The following is a 17,660-nucleotide window of genomic DNA, read 5'->3' as shown; positions in this document are numbered from 1 at the left end:
TTAGTAAGTTATCTTTCGATCAGTGGACCAATTATTGTTTCACTATTTGTTTTCCTTTAAAAAATACGGCCTTTCGTGAAGCTCTTCTAGCCACTGCTTCTGCTGAACAGCTGGCCTCAACTAAAACAAAGCTTGCCTCATCTCCAACTCGAGGCCATATTTGCTGCCCCTGCTCATCTAATGGTGTTATTCCTCCTGTAATATGTGCTAAAGCTTGACCTAACGAACGCTCATCACTCATTCCAAATCGCTCGGCTAACCTGCCTGCCTTCTCCAAACTGTCACCTCGGCCAAAAGGTGACCAATGATCTGTTATACTATCATCTCCCAGCCAGACATCTACACCTTTTGCTTTCAACATGGGTACTGGAATAGTGCGACTTAACGGTACAGTTGATGTCAACGAAATGCTTTGAGCCGCTAATAATTCAGCCGCTTCTTCTGCTTCCTGAAGGGAGGCATCAGCCAAAGCGAAAGCATGACTAATCGTTACTCGTCCTTGCCAGCCAGCTTCCTCAGTAAGTGCCGCCAAGCGTTTAAAGGTAAACATACCAAGCTGACCTGGCTCATGGATATGTAAATCGACAGCGGCGTCTGCCTCTACGGCTAATTCCATCACCAGCTGTAACGATTTCTCTATATCTTGATCTATTGATCCAGGATCAACTCCCCCCACAAGGCCGGCTCCATTTCTCAATGCTTCTCTTACATAAGATGCTGCATTCGATCGTAATAAACCTTGCTGTGGGAAGGCAACTATTTCAACCGCTATTTTATCCTTATAAGTTTCTACGGCACGCAGAGTTGATTCTAAATTCCTTAATCCCTCTACAGGTCCGACATTACAATGGCTGCGGATATACGTAGAACCTGCAGATAATAGTAAGTCCATTAATTTCATTGCTCTTTCTTCTGTGACGGCATGTAATGCAGGTAATAACGCTTCTTCTTCCTTTAACCTAGTTAAAATACCTTCTTTAGCAATAGATGGTGCCTTCCATCGTCCTCCGTAATATGTTTTGTCAAGGTGAATATGCATATCTCTAAAAGCAGGCAGCATCAACAGCCCTTTTGCCTCCTGTCTCGATAATGCTGAATCAAGAACTTGTGCGGCTGGCACCACTTTTTGAATTTGACTTTCCTGAATTAAAACATGATAAAGATCGGTTTCTGTAGCCATTATTTCGCCATCGTGATATTGATAACCTTTTTCTAGTCGAACATTGGTTAACCAATAAGGTCTATCAGTCATTCGCACCATCTCTCCTTTCGGTTATCCTATATTTCTATTCTGCTGCCTTTAGTATCTCAGCGATCTCTGAATAATCATTTTTAATGGCATGTTCTAATGGAGTCACACCTTCCCGGTCTCCGATTGTCATATCTGCTCCATGATCTACTAACAACTGTACAATTTCTTGATGTGATGTACCTCCGTCTCCGAGAAGAACAGCCTCCAATAAAGCAGTCCAATGGAGGTTATTTATATGATTCACATCTACATCTGAATGAACCAATAGTTCTTTAACTACATCTACATGTCCTCTTTCTGCAGCTGGAATAAGGGCTGTCCCGCCGAACCGATTGGTGATCGTTGTATCTGCTCCCGCATCGATCGCCAACTTAACAATTTCGATCATTCCTTCCGCCCCAGCATATAATAATACATTGTCTAAATGATCATTTTGCACATCTAGATCTGCCCCTGCTTCTATTAATACCTTTACGGTTTCAATTTGATTATTTTGCGTAGCAGCCAATACCGCCGTCGTACCATCTGAATCGACAGCATTAATAGCTACTCCTTGCTGCAGCAGTTGCAGAACTTTTTCAGTGTTCCCGTTTTTTGCATATGTAATAAATGATTGATCCAATTCCTTCACTCCTTCTTGAAAAATAGTTTTCTCTTCTTCTGAGCCATCTGGCTGACAGCCTAACAGCAATAATCCAAACAAGATAATGATGACTCGATACACTTCATCTCCTCCATTTTCCTTTTATAAGCATGTTACCATGATAATCGCTATATTAAAAATTTCTATTTTGCCAAGTTTGTTATTCACGACGAAGATCACATGGTAAAATTCATTTACTATATTCATTCCTTTTATCCCCCATGGCTTGAATGCCTGTTTTTCAAGAAGAAGGGAGGAAGTAGGAGTCTGTCTATACCGACTCACTAACAACGAATATATTGAAAGAGAACATAACGTTTAGATGCAGTAAGTTCCTGCGTTTAAACGGTGGTGTTTCTTATTCTTTATATCCCTTGAAAGGAGAATGATAATGTCTCTACCTAATCTCCCCAATTTCACTCCTAATATTTCTGTATCAAGAGATGACGTAATCAATCTGCTACTTGCTTCCATTGCCATGGAGGAATTAGGTCTTTCTCATATTATTAATGCAGAAGGAGAAAAAATCCAATACGCATTAGGTACAATACCAGGTTTAACTTTACCATCCTCTCTAGATGAAATTTTGGAAGTAAATGAGAGTGTACAGGATATGCTTTCAGCCGCTATGAAGAAGGAATTAATTCTCGATGACAAATTAAAACGTGTAACCAGCATTATACCTAGCAGTGATACGGGACCAATAGGACCTACTGGGCCAACCGGACCTACGGGCGCTACTGGACCTGCTGGGGCCACTGGACCTACGGGCGCTACTGGACCTACAGGTGCCACTGGACTTGCTGGAGCCACCGGACCTACAGGTGCCACTGGACTTGCTGGAGCCACCGGACCTACGGGCGCTACTGGACCTACTGGAGCCACCGGACCTACGGGTGCCACTGGACTTGCTGGAGCCACCGGACCTACGGGCGCTACTGGACTTGCTGGAGCCACCGGACCTACTGGGGCTACTGGACCTACGGGTGCCACCGGACCTACTGGAGCTACTGGACCTACAGGTGCCACTGGACTTGCTGGAGCCACTGGACCTACGGGTGCCACTGGACCTACAGGTGCCACTGGACTTGCTGGAGCCACCGGACCTACGGGTGCCACCGGACCTACGGGCGCTACTGGACCTACGGGTGCCACTGGACTTGCTGGAGCCACTGGACCTACGGGGCCTACCGGACCTACGGGTGCCACCGGACCTGCTGGAGCCACCGGACCTACGGGTGCCACCGGACCTGCTGGAGCCACCGGACCTACGGGTGCCACTGGACTTGCTGGAGCCACCGGACCTACGGGCGCTACTGGACTTGCTGGAGCCACCGGACCTACTGGGGCTACTGGACCTACAGGTGCTACCGGATCTACTGGTGCCACCGGACCTACGGGTGCCACTGGACTTGCTGGAGCCACCGGACCTACGGGTGCCACCGGACCTGCTGGAGCCACCGGACCTACGGGTGCCACCGGACTTGCTGGAGCCACCGGACTTGCTGGAGCCACCGGACCTACGGGTGCCACTGGACTTGCTGGAGCCACTGGACCTACGGGGCCTACCGGACCTACGGGTGCCACTGGACTTGCTGGAGCCACCGGACCTACGGGTGCCACTGGACTTGCTGGAGCCACCGGACCTACGGGGCCTACCGGACCTACTGGAGCCACCGGACCTACTGGGGCTACTGGACCTACTGGAGCCACCGGACCTACTGGGGCTACTGGACCTACCGGACCTGCTTTTGCAGAAAACGGATTTTCTGCATTTCAAGGAACCATGACTGTATCTGGATCAGAGCAAATAATTAGCTGGTCTACGCTGCCACCTTATTATCCAAACCCTAACTTTAACGCATTAGATGGAATATTTACCGTCCCTGAAACAGGACGTTATTCCATTAACGCAACCATCAACTATCAAACGACTGCCGCACTTACCATTTCTCTTGGAGCGGGAGTAAACCCAGCTTTTGCCGTTCAACGTATTACTCCAAACCCTACACCATTAGTAACTGGCTTATTCCCTATTTTGAACGTAAACATTGCTCTGCTCCTCACCCTGAGAGCTGTATTAGGTAACGGAACGGTAACTCTTGCAGGAGATGTCCAACTTAATGCCGGAGATCAGATTGGTCTATTCTATATTGCTAATGGCTTAACCATTGGCTTAAACCTAGGCGGTAGTAGCCAGCAAGGAATCGTTTGGTCTATTAATCAAATTGCGTAGCCAAGTCAGACTGGAGCAAACTTTTTTGCTCCAGTTTCTTTATATTATATTTCATGCAACAAGAGTGTGATTAGAATTGTATAATTTCTATTTACTCCCTTCTCCCCTAAACAATCCCTTTTGTATTGTAAATCATTTATATATTTACAATTAGCCACCCGCCCAATTAAGGAACAGCCCGCCTAACCCTTACATACAATAGTACCGTAATAACAAATCTATGAAGAAATGAGGAAATTCACTTGTCACAAGCAAATATCCCTAATATTACACCTGAGATTGCAATTGACAGAAATGACGTGATTAATTTATTGCTAGCATCGATCGCCTTAGAAGAATTAGGCTTAGCACATATCATTAATGCAGAAGGGGAAAAAATTCAGTATGTCTTAGGTACTTTAACAGACTCATCAGATATGACCAACCCTAATTTAGATGATCTATTAACTATTAACGATAGTGTTCAATCCACTCTTGAAGTTATCCTGAAGAAAGAATTACTACTGCAAACTAAACTTAAAAACGTTATTGAAATCATTGACTAGTATTCTTAAAAGTTTTCACCAAAACCGTTCACTAAATACACGTAATTTGAGTATGATGAATTAAATGCAGACAAAAGCCTACTTTTCCTTAATCAAAAGATAAAGCAATGTTTTGATCAAGTGAGGCTTTCATTTGTGGGAGACTATGGATGAGCAATGCGATTTAACAGAAGGATTATCGTCCGTTGATTCCGTGCTAAATAGTAATAGCGAATCATTAGATGAATTCTACAGACGATAACACTGTGATAAAGCTAGGAGGAAGAAACATGTCCATGCCAAACATTCCTAATATTACACCAACCGTATCATTAACCCGCTGTGAAACAATCGACTTATTATTATCATCTATCGCCCTTGAGGAGATTGGATTATCTCATATTTTGAATGCAGAGGGAGAAAAACTGCAATCCTTCTTAAAACAACAAGACCATTGTCTAGATGATTACTTAAAAATAAATCACAGTGTCAATCAAACACTTCGTACTATTGTCAAATCGCAAATGCTTCTTCAATTCAAGTTAGAAGATGTAGCTGATCTGGATGACCATTGTGAATGCACCTGTGAGAAGCCAAAACCTAAACCTAAAAAAGCAGGTTGCCACAATTTTCATGATCAACTCCGGCCTGAAGGGAACGTTCATAAGCATAAAGATCATGAACACCATCGTGACAAATAAATATCCATTTAAAGGGGGAATGTAAGGTGTGCAAACATGACTCAACTATCAAACAGGACTTCATAAAGAGTGAAACTGAATATCTAGCATATATGCAAGCCTTCTTACATTTTCTATCATGTTATTTGCTAAAATTAACAAAATGTTCTATTACAGCAAAAGAAAAACAGCAGATCGAGAGACAACTGCTAATTTCCTTAGTCATACTCGAAAAACTGCATTACCATATTTTATTAAGAAAAAAGCTATTAGAACCTATCTTTGAAGCAACTGATGAAACCTCCGTTATAACAGATACTAATGCAGAAAAGCTGGGATTCCAGTTGTTAAATACAAAGACAAGTCTCTTGCGCTATTCCTTTCAATCAGATCAGACAAAACACCAATGCCTGATTATTCTAAGACAATTGCTAAGCTATTATCCAATCATTCCTGTGATTAATCAATCTCCCCACTGCCTGCCATGGGTTGCTGAGGGGTTATCAGGGGAATTTTGGAATAAGGAGAGCCAAGCACATGACACAGTCTCCTACTATTAGTTTATGTATGATTGTTAAAAATGAAGAAACATTTTTACAACAATGTTTGGAAAGTGTTCATCCATTAATTGATGAGATTATAATTGTTGATACTGGTTCCACCGATCAAACCATCAAGATCAGCAAAAATTTCCAGGCACGGATCTTTCATTATGATTGGGATGACCATTTCGCAAATGCTAGAAATACCGGCCTGCAACAAGCGACCGGTGACTGGATTCTATGGCTCGATGCGGATGAGCAAATAGATTATCATAAAATAGAAGAACTACGGCAAACTTTGCAGCAAACAGATGCTGCTGTGCTCTCCTTGCCTATTATCAATTATATTAGTGACACTTTAGAAGATTCTCACAATCAAGCATACTTATACCATCAGCCTCGACTCTTTCGCAATCATCAACATATTCAATTTATCCATCGAATCCATGAAACATTAGATATTCCCAATCCAGTTACCGTAGAATATCTGGACATACCAATCTATCATTTTGGTTATATTACCGAGGTAAACAAACAAAAAAAGAAAGCAGATCGCAATAAACGATTATTGATGAAGGATTACAACAAGCCGAATCATAGTCCATGGATTGAATATCATTTAGCCAGTGAATTTTATCGTGAGCAGGACTATCAAAAAGCCTTTGAGTTTATCAACCAATCGTTGTTACAATTTTTATTGGCATTAAAAAAACCGCCAGCTCTTCTGTACAAATTAAAATATGACATCTTACTGCGAACAAACAGCTTAGATCAGGCATTAATCGGCATTGAAAAAGCCATTCAATTATATCCTGACTATGTTGATCTGCATTTTTATAAAGGTTGTTTATTATTTGAACAAGGGGATTATTCCGAAGCTTTAGACTGCTTTAATAGATGCTTGGAATTAGGGGATCATCATCCTCATTATCTAATCTTAAAAGGAGTAGGAAGTGATAAGGCCCTTGAATATAAAAAGGCTTGCTTAAATAAACTTAAAATCGAAGATAAATAATGTCAGGAGGTTCGCACTTGAAAAATGTATTATATATTGGTTGGATAGGTTATCATAATCTAGGTGATGAACTTATGTTTGACTTATTCAAACAACAATTCTCTCGACTGGGAGAAGACTATAAACTTGACCTTGTGAATAATGAAAAACGTTATCTGGATAATGCCCCTTTACATGTTTATGATTTAATTGTTCTTGGCGGTGGCTCTATTATCAGTGGACCTGACCAAATCATGCAACCCTATATTATCGAAACATTATATAAATCCTTACAATTAAATAAAAAAATAATGATTTGGGGATCTGGCATTGACTGGGTACCAAAATCATATATAGCCCTTGATTCCCTTATCTCTTGGCAGGTCTCTCCAGACATCAAACAAAAAGCGCAGACTGTTTTTAAGGAAAGTGTTTGGACTGGTGTAAGAGGTCCTCTCACCCAACAACTATTACAGCACTGTGGAATGAACGGCTCTATTGAAATAAGCGGTGACCCAGCTTTCCTATTAGATCAAACATCTGTCAACGAGAAGACGGAAAAAATGATTGGTGTAAATTGGGGAACTTCTTATCAGAATATCTATGGCCATGATGAAATCACATTGGAGAATCGGTTGGCCTCTGCCTTAAATCAGTTGATTGCCAAAGGATATAAGATTTATTTTTATTTAGTATGGCAAGCAGATTTAGAAGTTACCAAACGCCTGTGTCAAAAATTAACCGATCAACAAGCTGTCATCCTTGATGAAAAGGTATACCATCAAGATGAATTAATGGCTTTAATGGACCGCTTTGCTTTCACGATTAACTTTAAATTACATGCCAATTATTTATCACTGGCTGCACAGACCCCTTTTATCGCACTAGGCTATCGCTTTAAAATCTTTGACTTTGCGGCTTCCATTGATTTAAGTGATATGGTGATCGCAACAGACGATGTTCAACTCTCTGAAAAGATTCTCTCACTTGAACAGCAAATTATTACCAACAAACAAAACATCGCAGATACAATGCAGCAATATCAACAGATGTACCAAAAGAAACTGATAATCCCCTTTGAACAGGGACTTTATCTTTAAGGATAAGGAAGCGTGACAATGAGTAAATTAAAGATATTGTTTGTAACTCGAAATGATAGTCAATATACGGTTCCTGCTTCCTATTATTTTGTGCAAGAGCTGAGTAAACTGACTGATCTCTATGTATCACATAAATCTGGTGACATTCATGAGATTGTAGCAAGTCTGGATGAGCAGCCGGATTTTATTTATATTAATGATTATTTCGAAAATGGCTCGCCTGCTATCAACGGTTTAAAGGACATTATCATCCCCTGTGCAGTAGGTCTTCATGATCTTCATTATCAAAAATCATATCGCAAGGCAATGCTTGAAAAAGAAGCAGTCCAACATATTTTTACTTATTATCGCGATAAGTTTCTGCAGTGGTACCCTGAATTCTCCGCACAAATGCACTGGCTGCCGCACCATGCACACACTGATATTTATTATGATTACCAACTTAATAAAGACATCGATTTATTGATGACAGGTTCTTTATTGGAAGACTACTATCCATTAAGGGTACTGATGCAGAATCAGCTGGCAAAACGGCCGGAATTTACTTATCTTCCTCATCCTGGTTATCGCCAAATACAAAAACAGGAAAAGAATGTTTACGTGGGAGCACGTTATGCAAGAGAATTAAATCGTGCCAAAATAAGTCTCACTTGTGACTCTGTTTTCAAGTATCCATTAATGAAATACTTTGAAATCACTGCCTGTAATACATTACTATTAGCCCCTTATTCAAAAGAATTAGGTGATTTAGGTTTTGTTCCTGGTGTCCATTTTGTATCAATCGATGAACAGAATTTTGAGGAAAAGGCCTATTATTATCTGGAGCATGAAGAAGAAAGGCAAACCATTGCCAAAAATGGCATGCAATTATCTCAAAAACATCACTCCACCAAACAGCGTGCACTGGATTTCCTAAAGGAGATCGAAACCATTTTAACAGACAATTCGGCCACCTAAAGACAGATAAACATTCACTTTGTCAAGCAGAACATACACTAAGAAGACTACTATTTTATCATGGTGCTCCCCCGTCACCTCAAGCAACTGAGACGGACACAGACACCCTGATAAGTTATACCGACCACCATTAAGGATATAGCCCTCCTAATGGTGGAAGTCTTACTTTATTCAGAAAGGAATGTATCGACAAAGTGGAAAAGCATAAAATTCTTATGTGCTATGGCAAAACCGATTTCACGCCAGGTCGATATCTAGAAGATGGACTGCGAGCAAATGGATTAACGGTAGACGTATATGAGCAAAACATTGATTTTGATAAAATCGACCTCACTAGTTATAGAGCTGTTCTATTTGTAGAAAGCCCTGCCAGACCACCAATACATGTGCAAAACATCGATCAGGTTACCATACCAAAAATTTTTTGGGTTCACCATGGGGAAAATCGCTTGGTCACTAATACGCAGTTAGCAAAAAAATATCAGCCAGATCTAATTCTTATGGCTCATTCCTTACATTTAGCCAAACATTTTTCTGTACCGGTTCGCTTCTTTCCATTTGCTATGGCAAAAGAAATATTTAATAGTAATAAACCTTTACTTGACCGGCCTACAGATATCTCTTCTGTAGGTACATTAGATTCAGTTTATTATCAAAACCGCAAAAAGGCCATTCAGTTATTAAAAGAACGATTCCAAGCTATCTATCATTTGTCTTTTCATAAACGTATTTTCTTAGACGAACTAGCTGCGTCTTACCGGGACAGCAAAATCGTGCTCAATCAGACGGCTGATCATATTAAGAGCCTTAATATGCGGCTTTTTGAAGGGATAGGCTGCGGCTCCCTTGTTCTTACTGATTATGTACCAAAAATGGAAGAGATCTTTACCGATGGCAAACATCTTGTCCTTTTCCATGATCACGATGATTTAATAGAAAAAGCAGACTATTATTTAAATCATTTAGAAGAAGCGCAGACAATTGCTTCTGCTGGGTATCGCCATGCCTTAGTTCACCACACCTATGAAAATCGGGCACAAGAACTGTTGAACATCATCGATGAATTAGAGAAGATTAAGCAGTAATTAGGCGACTTTGATAGGTCGCCTTTTTTTAAAAATAAGTAACTAGACCAACAAACCTATGTTTTTTTATCCTCTGTTCTCCTATTATTTGGTTCATTCTTATACAATGAAACTTCGTTCAGTGGAGGACTTTTCCATTCCCACTGAACGTTAGTTGAACCAATCGGGCTGTTACTGGCTGTTGAATCTCCCACTTAGAAATGACGCGTTCCCTTTTTTTGAAGGGGGAGTCTTACAGCCAGTTACACTGCGATAAAGCTTAGAATTCACATGAATGAACCGAGAACATACCTTCTGCATGACTTTCGAAACAAGTTTTACTTTCTATTCATATAGAAAGTTGAATCGACAAATGGTGATTCTATCTTCGGTCGGTACAAATCCTGTTTAGCTCGGTAAACCGACATAATCTGTTCTCTGTTATTATTCGTTACAGAAACTAATTCGATTATCTGCTGGTCAAGATCTTTACTGTTCGTAGTAAGAACCAATTCTGCTAAAGCTAATGAAGCATACAAATCAAAGACTTTAAAGCGATAACCTAAAGCAATGGCCGGCGTGCCAGCAGCAAACGACAACACATTTGGATGGAGTTTAAAATTAATCGTTAGCTGACACTCTGACAGTTTGGTCATTAATTCTTGTTCGCTATACAGTTTCCTCTCAAATACAACAGATTTCTCGCGGTCAATCTTCGTCACTAAACGCTGGCAGGCTGCAAAATCTTGATCCCATACCGCATAAATAAACATATCATAACCGTCCTCTATTAACTGTTGAGCAACAGATACAATCTGATCTTCCAGCATTTTTTCATTACCGCCATATAATTGATTATTGGTCGTTCCCCAGTTAATCCCAATCGTTTGTTGACGATTCGGTGAATTCTTTTCTACTTCTAACAGCAAGCCGGGATCACCAATCACTGAAATCTCCTGTTCCCCCGTTAATATCTCAATCACTCTCTTAGTATACGGCCCTCTAACACCTGCAAAGACCGCACCTTGAAACACTTCTCTCAGCTTATCTCTTTCTTCTCCTTGGAAACGCAGGATAGTGCTTACCTTTTCATTATTTTGCAAATGATAAAGTTGTGTTTCAGGTATTCGATCGATACCGCTCCCCCATATCAAAATCTTCTTTCCCATCTTCATCGCCTTGTACAAAACCGCAATATAGCTTGGCGCAATAAGGGAGCCACCACCCAAGACAACCGTATCATACGGTTCTAGCTGACGGATATTGACAGCTGGAAAAGATGGTACAACAGTAATTTGATCAGATGACAGATATCTTGCATGCAACTCGCGAAAGGCATGCCATAGGAGATCATCTCCTAAGTTACGATAGCCAATCCAGCCAATATACAAAACCTTTCTCATCACATTCACACCTTTATTGGATACTAAAATACAGCCAGCCTACCTTTTTGGATAGGCTGTAGAAAGAACTTCACGATTAGAAAAACACGGCTTATCACCTAGTATTTATGGCGAAAGCTAGGTTTTACTTAGACTATAATCCATAAACTTTTATGCTTCCCTATAGTGTAAACAGACCCTTTTCTATCAGTGAGAAAAGGGCCTAAACTTATTGCTTATTCTTGGCATATTCTTTGAAAAACTTCTCATTATATTGTACCTGAGTATCGTTGGGTCGATAGTGCTTTGCCTTATTATTATGTTCCACAGCCCGGTCATGATCCCCAGTGTGCCAATAGCAAACACATAACTGTAAATGAGGATACCAAGTGGCATAGCTCTGCTGGTAGAAACCTTGGCTGTCACTAATGTCTATCTCTATTGCTAATCGATACCAGATAATTGCTTTCTCAAACATGTTCTTCTCTTTATATAGATCTCCTATTCGACAAGAGACTTCCGGCCGAGGAACATCATAAATAATAGACATAACCAGAGATTCGATTTCTTTTTCCTGGTTACCTAGACTTCGATAACAAGCAGCCATATTTATACAAGCGCGAATCTCATCTTCTACCCAGCCTTTTTTGGTAGCAAGGAATTCCCTGTAATAAATAGCAGCCTTTTGGAATTGACGATGATCCTTTAGTTCATTGGCATAATAAAACAAATCACGCGGGGTGAATTTCTCCCCTCGTTCTAAGCGCTTTTGATATATTTTCAGGTTGCGATCTTTCGGTACCGATTCTGTTGATTTATCTGATTTGCGGTGTCTAATCGCTACATCCGAGGCGATAATATTTCCGTTTACTTCTAAATATTCGTGAACAGGTCCAATCCATTGAAAATTCCTTGAACGTTTGACAAGTCTATTCCTGCGATAACTGAATGTCGGATGATCATATTCGTCAAAGGCAATATGGTAGAGCATCGACACAGCATCCACTGATTCATCTAAGCCTGCAAGGAGCTGCTTACATTTCCGTTGATCTTCTTCCGCTAATATATCATCAGCATCAAGCCAAAAAATATAGTCGCCATTTGCTTGACTAAAAGCAAAATTCCTGGCTGCAGAAAAGTCATCTACCCATTCAAAATCAAATATCTGATCTGTAAAATCCGCAGCGATTTCCTTCGTCCGGTCTGTAGATCCCGTATCCACAATAATGACCTCATCACAAAGATGTGCCACACTCTCTAAACATTGCCGCAATACCTCTTCTTCGTTTTTTACAATCATACACAAACTAACCTCAACCATACATGTACACCACCAATGATAAAGATATAGTAATATATGATGATCACGGCAATTATGAAACCTTGGCTGCTGAAAATAGGTAAGATTTATTTTTGGATACAAAACGGATATATTTCCTATACGAATGGTGGTGTGCTCCAACTTATTTACTCTCTGCATTCCCTATTCTGTGGATCTACGGGCTTTACAATAGCTACACCCAATAAAGCAGCAGTTACGATCTGACCATTATGTGATACAAATATTTAATACTACTCTCCAGATGGCACAGCAATTGGCATTTCAGTTGGTAAGGGTACACCAAAATCTGGAGAACCATCTGACTTCCAAGTAAATTTCTGCATACGAGTACTTCGTTTTTGAGCACCACCATCTGATTCTGAAATGGCATGGTAAACAATCCAGTCTTCTGTTCCATCAGGAGACTGAGTAAAACCATTATGACCCGGGGCAAATACTTTATTTGCAACACTCTTCTTAAAAACAGGCTGGGTAGATTTTAACCATGCGTCTGCATTTAAAATATCAGCATCAGCAGAGGCCGTTAACATGCCTAGACAATAATCATCAGACCATGTTGCACTAGCAGAATACACCATAAATAATTTATTATTACGCTTTAACATGACAGGACCTTCATTAATAGCCATTCCACCTTGTTTCTCCCAGTCATATTCAGGTTTAGTTATCAATACATTTGGTCCTTTCAATGTCCATGGATTTTCCATCTCAGAAATATATAATGCTGACCCATAATCCGGAAAATGCCCATATCCAGCATAAACAAAATAAAGTTTGCTTTGATGTTCGAAAACGGTGCCATCTAAACCAGGGTGCTCTGTATTAACAAATCCCTTCTCTACCCACTCTCCATCAAAAGGATCAGAATTATTCTCGAGAACAAATACTTTCCTGGATTGGTCTCCACCCTCCCCATCATTAGCAGTAAAATATATATACCAAATATCATTTATTTTATGAATCTCTGGTGCCCATATATTTGCACTATTGATTCCTGTTTCAGGTGCAGTCCAAATCGTTTTATTCTCTCCTTGCGCAATTCCACTTAAAGTGTTTGATTTCCATAATTGAATTCGTGTTCTTCTTGTTACCATAAAATAATAGACATCTTTATTCTTCCATACCCACGGGTCAGCTCCAAGATGAGTTAAAAGTGGATTCCGAAATGTTTTCTCTGTCACAATTTTACACTCCTTTAAATAAATGTTTTCAAAATTAAGAAGCTTATTGATCTCTTAACGTTCTCACCCTTTAATCGAACCGATCATAACCCCTTTTACAAAATGCTTTTGAACAAACGGATACATAATTAACACTGGCAAACTAGCGACAATAATTAATGCATATTTTATACTTTCACCCAATAGTAATTTGTCTCCTAAGCCAAAACTATCTAGACCTTCTGTTGCACTAGCTTGTGTAACAAGCAGGATTTCTCTTAAGACAAGTTGTAAAGGATAAAGCGCATCATCTCTTAAATAGATTAACGCATTAAAAAATGCATTCCAATGACCTACTGCATAAAATAAAATCATTACAGCCAATATTGGTTTTGATAATGGTAAAATGATCTTCCATAGCATGTGAATGTTGTTACAACCATCCATCATGGCAGATTCTTGAATTTCCCAAGGGATACTGGATTGGAAATAGGTCCTCATCACAATTAAATTATAGGTAGCAATGGCATTAGGAATCATCATAGCCCAAATAGTATCCACCAAACCCAGTCCTTGTACAATTAAAAAGGTTGGAATTAATCCTCCATTAAAGAACATTGTAAAGGTAATGATGAACATAAATAGGTTTCTACCCGGTAAATCACGTCTTGAGAGTGGATATGCTGCTAATGTTGTTAAAATAATATTGATAAACGTACCGCCAATTGTATAGATAAGTGTATTTTTATAGCCATTCCACACACTCCCATTTTTCAGAATCTCCGTATAAGCATCTAGTGTAAAGTCAACTGGAAAAAGCCACATTTCACCGTTCATCACTTTTTCCGGATTACTAAAGGAAGCACTGACAACGAAAATTAACGGATAAAGCACAATGATTAAAATAAAGGCAGATAGCATAACAACTGCTATATCAAACCACTTATCACTGGAAAATTTTCGAGACCGTTCTCTCATCTCACCCTCTCCTTTCTGTCAAATACGATTAAATATTCTTACCAAAGACTAGTTTCTGCCTTTTTCTTAGCTATATAATTAATCAGGATTAACAGTGTAAAATTAATAATTGCGTTAAATAAACCGATCGCTGCACTATAACTGTAATTACCATTGAGAATTCCACTTCTATACACGAAGGTTTGAATAACATCACTAGAGCCCATATTCAAACTATTTTGCATTAACAAAATTTTTTCGAACCCTACATTCATAAAATTACCTACTTCTAAAATGAGCAAGATAATAATAACCGGTAATATTCCGGGTAAAGAAACATGCAAAATTCTTTGCAATCTGCTTGCACCATCAATTTTTGCTGCCTCATACAATTGTGGATCAATACCACTTAAAGCGGCAATATAAATAATGGATTGCCAGCCTGCACTTTGCCAAACACCTGATCCAATAAATACTGTTTTAAACCATTCTGGTCTTTCCATAAATGCAATCGATTCAAAACCTAAAGAATTAAGAATAGTATTTACAAATCCTCCGTTAGGATCGAGAAACAAATTTAACATTCCTACAATAACAACTACCGAAATGAAGTGTGGGACATATGTAACATTTTGAACTAGCTTCTTTAACTTATTTCGACTAATCTCATTAACTAACAAGGCAAGCATAATTGGTATAGGGAAGGCAAAAATTAAAGAAAATAAACTAATTGATATCGTATTCCAAATAATTCTGCCGAAGTAATACGAGTCAAAAAATCTTTCAAAATGCTCGAACCCCACCCATTCACTGCCTAGAAAACCAAAAGCAGGATTAAAATCTTTGAAAGCAATTTGTAAACCATACATGGGAAGATATTGAAAAATGATATACCAAGTCAAAGGGAACAGAAGCATTAAATATAAGTCATAACGCTTAGCAATGTTCACCCAGGCCTTTTTTGCTTTCGAAGCAGGCTTAACATTGTAATTAGCTATATCCATTTCTGTTTTCATTTTACTCATTTGTCACACGCCCTCTCTAGTTCATCATTAAAAGGGAAGCATTAGGCACACATTAAAATGTGCCTAATAAAAGAATCAATTTTTATATTGAGTATCGTAAGCTTCTTGGTAAATTTCAGTTAATCGCGAGAGTCCCATATTTTCAATGGTAGACACATAATCATCCCACTTATCGAAACTCATATCGCCATTAATAAATTGGGCAGTGCTCTCGTTATAATAGGCATCCATGTCTTGACGGATCTGATCCACTTCCTCAGCTGTATCCACATCAAACAATGGAGGGCCATAAACAACCTCAGGCAAATATCCATCAAGTTTTTTCTGAGCTTCCTGGACGGCTGGCGGATTAATTCCAGAAGCATTGTATTCTGTAATGTATTGAGGCGAGCCGCCACCTGGATATGGAGTAAAATCACCGATAGCTACACCATAACCACGCGGGTCAGAATAAATTTCATCACTATATTCAGGGAGACCGTCTTCATCATAATAGAAGGTTTCACCTTCGATTCCATATCTAAACATAATCGAGCCTTCTTCACTAAAGAAGTAATCCAACCACCTTATCGTTGCTGCAGGATGCTGGTTGCTAGAGGTAATTGCAAATGTACCGAAGTCTCTTGCAATTGGGCTGGAAGGCTGCATTTGATCTCCATGGGGACCTATTATTGGTGAAATCCCAATATACTCCCAATCCTTAGCTTGGTCGTTTAAATCATCTCCTTGGACGTGGGACATTCCAATTCTGCCAGTAGATACTTTCCCCATATAATCAGCTTGGTTATGTGTAAGAACTTCCCGATCTAATAATCCTTCACTGTAAAGTTTATTTAAAAACTGTAGTAATTCCTTATATCTTTCACTAGTTTTCCAAAATTTCACTTCACCATTTTCAATGTTGATCGTATTACCCATTTGATGTAATAAACCCCAAGAGCCGCCAAAGGTATTAATTAACGAATATAAGTCCCTTTCTGTCAATGGAATCTCATCCTGTTCACCATTACCATTTGGATCTTCATTCTTAAATGCGGTAAGAACTTCGACCAGCTCATCAACAGTAGTTGGCTCTTCTAATCCAAGTGTTTCCAGCCAGTCCTTGTTAACCCAAAACTTTTCAGTTCTAGCAGCTTCCAGTTCCACAATCGCAGGAAGAGCATAGATGTGACCATCTGGAGCAGTAATGGAAGATTTTATTTCTGGATACTTTTCAAAAAGTGCGGTTAAATTTGGTGCATATTTTTCAATTAAATCTTCCAAAGGTATAAATATCCCAGATGAACCATATTCAACAGCCTGTAATTGCGAAAGACTTGCCTTATAGAAAACATCCGGCAATTTACCTGAAGCTAACTCCAAGCTTTTTCTTTCATCAAAATTATCCTGTGGCACATCATCCCATTCAATCTTGATATTTGTCATATTTTCATATTCCTGAAAAACCAACATATTCTCATAAGGTCCGTTCTGTGGTGAACGTCTCGCAAAAAACTTTAAACTGATTTCTTCATCAACAATTGGAAATCCTTCTTCATTAAGGATTTCAGGTGTACTCTCATTCACTTGTTCTTCAGTAGTTTTCTCTGAACAGCCAGTCATAACTAACATGCCCAAAATAAAAACAAAGATAATACCAGTAAATTTTTTCATTTTTTATCCTCCATAAAAATTTCCTTTTTAGATTAATAATCTTCCATTACTAAGTAACTCAACTTTCGCACACTGAAATAGACAAGTAACCCTTGATATAGTTAGGTAAACCTGCCACCCATTGCTGTACTTGATTTTTTATTAATTTT

16 protein-coding genes are annotated in these 17,660 nt (G+C 39.4%); 8 read left to right on the top strand and 8 right to left on the bottom strand.

Annotated elements, in window-relative coordinates:
* Positions 1 to 31: 31 nt before the first annotated feature.
* Complete coding sequence (locus JOD18_RS06400) at positions 32 to 1,252, bottom strand: amidohydrolase (RefSeq protein WP_204668118.1); 1,221 nt, start codon at positions 1,250 to 1,252, stop codon at positions 32 to 34.
* Between the two features lie 34 nt (positions 1,253 to 1,286).
* Positions 1,287 to 1,976 (bottom strand): ankyrin repeat domain-containing protein, encoded by a 690-nt coding sequence (locus tag JOD18_RS06395; protein WP_204668117.1) that lies wholly within the window; start codon positions 1,974 to 1,976, stop codon positions 1,287 to 1,289.
* A gap of 310 nt (positions 1,977 to 2,286) precedes the next feature.
* On the opposite strand from JOD18_RS06395, the gene JOD18_RS06390 reads away from it, so the two are divergent.
* The 8 genes from JOD18_RS06390 to JOD18_RS06355 all read left to right on the top strand — a co-directional run bounded on the left by JOD18_RS06390 (position 2,287) and on the right by JOD18_RS06355 (position 10,013).
* Positions 2,287 to 4,131, top strand: coding sequence for a collagen-like protein (locus tag JOD18_RS06390; protein WP_204668116.1), 1,845 nt, complete (start codon positions 2,287 to 2,289; stop codon positions 4,129 to 4,131).
* Positions 4,132 to 4,373: 242 nt separating this feature from the next.
* Positions 4,374 to 4,676: an alpha-helical endospore appendage domain-containing protein gene (locus JOD18_RS06385; RefSeq protein WP_204668115.1), complete on the top strand. Its 303-nt coding sequence runs from the start codon at positions 4,374 to 4,376 to the stop codon at positions 4,674 to 4,676.
* A 269-nt stretch (positions 4,677 to 4,945) separates the two neighbouring features.
* Positions 4,946 to 5,356 carry an alpha-helical endospore appendage domain-containing protein gene (locus JOD18_RS06380; RefSeq protein WP_239587967.1) on the top strand — a complete coding sequence of 137 codons (411 nt, stop codon included), beginning with the start codon at positions 4,946 to 4,948 and terminating at the stop codon, positions 5,354 to 5,356.
* 26 nt (positions 5,357 to 5,382) lie between these two features.
* Positions 5,383 to 5,895 (top strand): hypothetical protein, encoded by a 513-nt coding sequence (locus JOD18_RS06375; RefSeq protein ID WP_204668114.1) that lies wholly within the window; start codon positions 5,383 to 5,385, stop codon positions 5,893 to 5,895.
* Positions 5,873 to 6,892: a glycosyltransferase family 2 protein gene (locus tag JOD18_RS06370; RefSeq protein ID WP_239587966.1), complete on the top strand. Its 1,020-nt coding sequence runs from the start codon at positions 5,873 to 5,875 to the stop codon at positions 6,890 to 6,892. The genes JOD18_RS06375 and JOD18_RS06370 overlap by 23 nt, the downstream gene beginning before the upstream one ends.
* Positions 6,893 to 6,909: 17 nt before the next feature.
* On the top strand, positions 6,910 to 7,971 hold the full coding sequence (locus JOD18_RS06365; protein WP_204668113.1) for a polysaccharide pyruvyl transferase family protein: 1,062 nt from the start codon (positions 6,910 to 6,912) through the stop codon (positions 7,969 to 7,971).
* A gap of 18 nt (positions 7,972 to 7,989) precedes the next feature.
* Positions 7,990 to 8,928, top strand: coding sequence for a glycosyltransferase family protein (locus JOD18_RS06360; protein ID WP_204668112.1), 939 nt, complete (start codon positions 7,990 to 7,992; stop codon positions 8,926 to 8,928).
* Positions 8,929 to 9,122: 194 nt separating this feature from the next.
* Positions 9,123 to 10,013: a glycosyltransferase family protein gene (locus tag JOD18_RS06355; protein WP_204668111.1), complete on the top strand. Its 891-nt coding sequence runs from the start codon at positions 9,123 to 9,125 to the stop codon at positions 10,011 to 10,013.
* Between the two features lie 317 nt (positions 10,014 to 10,330).
* Here JOD18_RS06355 and JOD18_RS06350 read toward each other — a convergent pair whose 3' ends face one another.
* The 6 genes from JOD18_RS06350 to JOD18_RS06325 form a co-directional block, all read right to left on the bottom strand.
* Positions 10,331 to 11,395 (bottom strand): polysaccharide pyruvyl transferase family protein, encoded by a 1,065-nt coding sequence (locus tag JOD18_RS06350; RefSeq protein ID WP_204668110.1) that lies wholly within the window; start codon positions 11,393 to 11,395, stop codon positions 10,331 to 10,333.
* Between the two features lie 208 nt (positions 11,396 to 11,603).
* Entirely contained in the window at positions 11,604 to 12,695 is a 1,092-nt protein-coding gene (locus JOD18_RS06345; RefSeq protein ID WP_204668109.1) for a glycosyltransferase, read from the bottom strand.
* Between the two features lie 251 nt (positions 12,696 to 12,946).
* Positions 12,947 to 13,900: a glycoside hydrolase family 43 protein gene (locus tag JOD18_RS06340; protein ID WP_420827785.1), complete on the bottom strand. Its 954-nt coding sequence runs from the start codon at positions 13,898 to 13,900 to the stop codon at positions 12,947 to 12,949.
* Between the two features lie 60 nt (positions 13,901 to 13,960).
* Positions 13,961 to 14,854 carry a carbohydrate ABC transporter permease gene (locus tag JOD18_RS06335; RefSeq protein ID WP_204668107.1) on the bottom strand — a complete coding sequence of 298 codons (894 nt, stop codon included), beginning with the start codon at positions 14,852 to 14,854 and terminating at the stop codon, positions 13,961 to 13,963.
* A 38-nt stretch (positions 14,855 to 14,892) separates the two neighbouring features.
* The gene (locus JOD18_RS06330) at positions 14,893 to 15,837 is read right to left on the bottom strand and encodes an ABC transporter permease (RefSeq protein WP_239587975.1); all 945 of its coding nucleotides are present in this window, start codon (positions 15,835 to 15,837) and stop codon (positions 14,893 to 14,895) included.
* A gap of 96 nt (positions 15,838 to 15,933) precedes the next feature.
* The gene (locus tag JOD18_RS06325) at positions 15,934 to 17,511 is read right to left on the bottom strand and encodes an extracellular solute-binding protein (RefSeq protein WP_204668106.1); all 1,578 of its coding nucleotides are present in this window, start codon (positions 17,509 to 17,511) and stop codon (positions 15,934 to 15,936) included.
* Positions 17,512 to 17,660 lie beyond the last annotated feature (149 nt).

The organism is Gracilibacillus alcaliphilus (genome assembly GCF_016909015.1).
In the GTDB taxonomy this organism is placed as follows: domain Bacteria; phylum Bacillota; class Bacilli; order Bacillales; family Amphibacillaceae; genus Gracilibacillus; species Gracilibacillus alcaliphilus.
Note: the sequence above shows the minus strand (reverse complement) of the source record. Positions and strands in the feature narration are given on the sequence as shown.